General features: G+C 43.4%; 2 protein-coding genes. Both read right to left on the bottom strand.

Annotated elements, in window-relative coordinates; genetic code table 11:
- Positions 1-1,394, bottom strand: a 1,394-nt coding sequence (locus tag B2899_RS09795; protein WP_286885417.1) for a 6-hydroxymethylpterin diphosphokinase MptE-like protein, incomplete at its 3' end; no start/stop codon positions are given.
- A 115-nt stretch (positions 1,395-1,509) separates the two neighbouring features.
- Positions 1,510-2,373: a flagellin gene (locus tag B2899_RS09800; RefSeq protein WP_286885419.1), complete on the bottom strand. Its 864-nt coding sequence runs from the start codon at positions 2,371-2,373 to the stop codon at positions 1,510-1,512.
- Positions 2,374-2,512 lie beyond the last annotated feature (139 nt).

Below are 2,512 nucleotides of genomic sequence, written 5' to 3' on the forward strand. Positions count from 1 at the left end.
ATCGGAAGAGTGTGTTTACACTCTTTTTCTGCGATCTCAATCAGAGAATAGTTAGGGATTCCCCGGATCGGCAGCCCTCCCTCTGTACAGTTGTAAACCGGAACGGATGGCTGTTCATACTGCATATATACTTCAAAAAAGTTTTTCATAGCAATAAAGCCGCTTGTTGTCCGTACCATGTTACCCTCTACATCTTCCAGCAAAATAAAACCTTCTTCGTCAAGCTTCACAGACGTATCATGTACCGCTCCCCTGGCATGGGTTTGATCATTCGTATAAGCTAAATCTTGCCCGACAAGTATGATAGCGGAAGGCCGTAGCTGCTTGCTAATAAAATCAAAGGCGACATTCGCCACAGAGGGGCCGTCCGCCGCTTCTATGTAAGGTACGTTTAATCGTTTGCATACATACTCTGTCCCTCTATCTTCTTTCAATTTCACCCATGCTTTTGGTCCTGGATATATATGAACAATATCAGGATGAAGCATCTGTGTGTAAAGAAGTAAAGCGGAAGAAAAACATGTCCGGGCAAAAATATTCCGTTCGCTTTCCGCACTGTCAATCGCCATAATAATATGAGGTTCAATCCCATGGTTCTCTAAAATATTAACGGCTGAACCGACAGCGAATAAAACAGCCCGGTTTTGAAGCCTTTTTAGTATATGTATGTTCTTCTCCAAAGAAGGACCGGCAGCAATAAGAATCACAGGGAGATTATGCAATGCTTCACTTATATAAGCTGCTGACATATCGCGGTTAATATAGCTTATATTTTTCAGTGTCGTTGTAATCCATGCTTTGGAGAAACGTTTGTGTGTAGCTTCTTGTACTTGAAGATTCATCCATTGAACAGAGATTTGCTCTTTTATCGTCTTTACAAGGCTAGGATTCATGCGTTCATAAACAGGAAATGCTGTAATATAAACCGAATCAAGAGACAGCATATTATTCCAGATTGATTCTGCCAATATATAACCGATGAGAAATGCATCACATCCTACCAGAAAAGTAAAGCTATCATCTTTTAACCATGTTGAGAAGTCTACATGCGCCAGAGCGGCAGAAAAAGTATGTAAATCCGGCTCAATCACTACAACTTTACGCCCTTCGAATTTCACTGCCAAATGAGGCAAAGCATATCCAAGTCCGATCCCTACAACCACAATAATATCAGCATCTGTCTCTATCGCATATACCCACTGCTCGACTTCACGCTCCGGGTTATAACGACTGTGCAAATAATACAACTTCTCCTTTTTTTGCACAGCAAACGTCATTTGTCCGTTTTTGGCCGGATGAATATTATAAAGGAAATTTTCTAACGTAATTTCGTTCATTTTTTTATACAAATCTGGATAGTGAAGCTGCAGTGCAAGCTTGTTAGTTTCAAGCATATATTTCCTCCCTAATGTAAGAAAAACTCACGGGCGGTGCCGCTCGTCCTTTACCACAAGAAAAGGGCCGACATAATGTCGACCCCTCTGACTTTTCTCATTCTTTGAAGATGAATTAGCCCAGCAGACGCAGTACGGATTGCGGAGCCTGGTTCGCCTGTGCCAGCATCGCTTGAGATGCTTGAGACAGGATGTTGGATTTCGTGTAGTTCATCATTTCTTTCGCCATGTCTACATCGCGTACACGGGATTCTGCTGCTTGCAGGTTTTCTGCCGCGTTATCAAGGTTAGAGATAGTATGTTCCAGACGGTTCTGGTATGCACCCAGTTTAGAACGCTCTGCGGATACAGTTTTGATCGCTGTGTTGAATGTGTCAATCGCAGCACGAGCGTCTGTTACGGTTTTGATTGATACAGCCTTAACTGTAGAACCAGAAATTGTCTGACCATTTGATGGGTTAATTCCCAGACCACTTGCAGTCATGCTGTTGATTTTCAGTTCAATTTGCAGGGAAGACTCGTTGTTCGCACCGATCTGGAACTGCAAACCATTTGTCGCAAAGCCACCGCTTAGCAGTTTCTTTTCGTTGAATGCTGTAGACTGACCGATACGGTCAAGCTCAACTGTAAGCTGGTTGATCTCGTCTTGCAGAGCAGTACGGTCTACCGAGTTGTTCGTGTCGTTCGCAGATTGAACTGCAAGCTCACGCATACGCTGAAGGATACTGTGCGTTTCGTTCAGTGCACCCTCTGCAGTTTGGATTAGAGAGATCGCGTCTTGCGAGTTACGGGAAGCCTGGTTCAAACCTTTGATTTGCGCACGCATTTTCTCGGAGATCGACAGACCTGCAGCGTCGTCACCAGCGCGGTTGATGCGGAAGCCGGAAGACAGCTTCTCAATGGACTTACCGGTGTTGAAGTTGTTGATGCCGAATTGACGTTGTGCGTTCATGGCGTTCAGATTGTGGTTGATAATCATGATATGTTCCTCCTTGAAATTTGTCTGCTAACGTCCCTGTCAGCAGATAATTATGTTGGGATTTCTCCCTCACTATTTTTATCGGAACGAACTCATCATGCTTTAGATTAATTCTCGCTTTTTTCTTTATTTTTTTTAG

This window comes from Aneurinibacillus sp. UBA3580 (assembly GCF_002375825.1).
GTDB lineage: Bacteria > Bacillota > Bacilli > Aneurinibacillales > Aneurinibacillaceae > Aneurinibacillus > Aneurinibacillus danicus.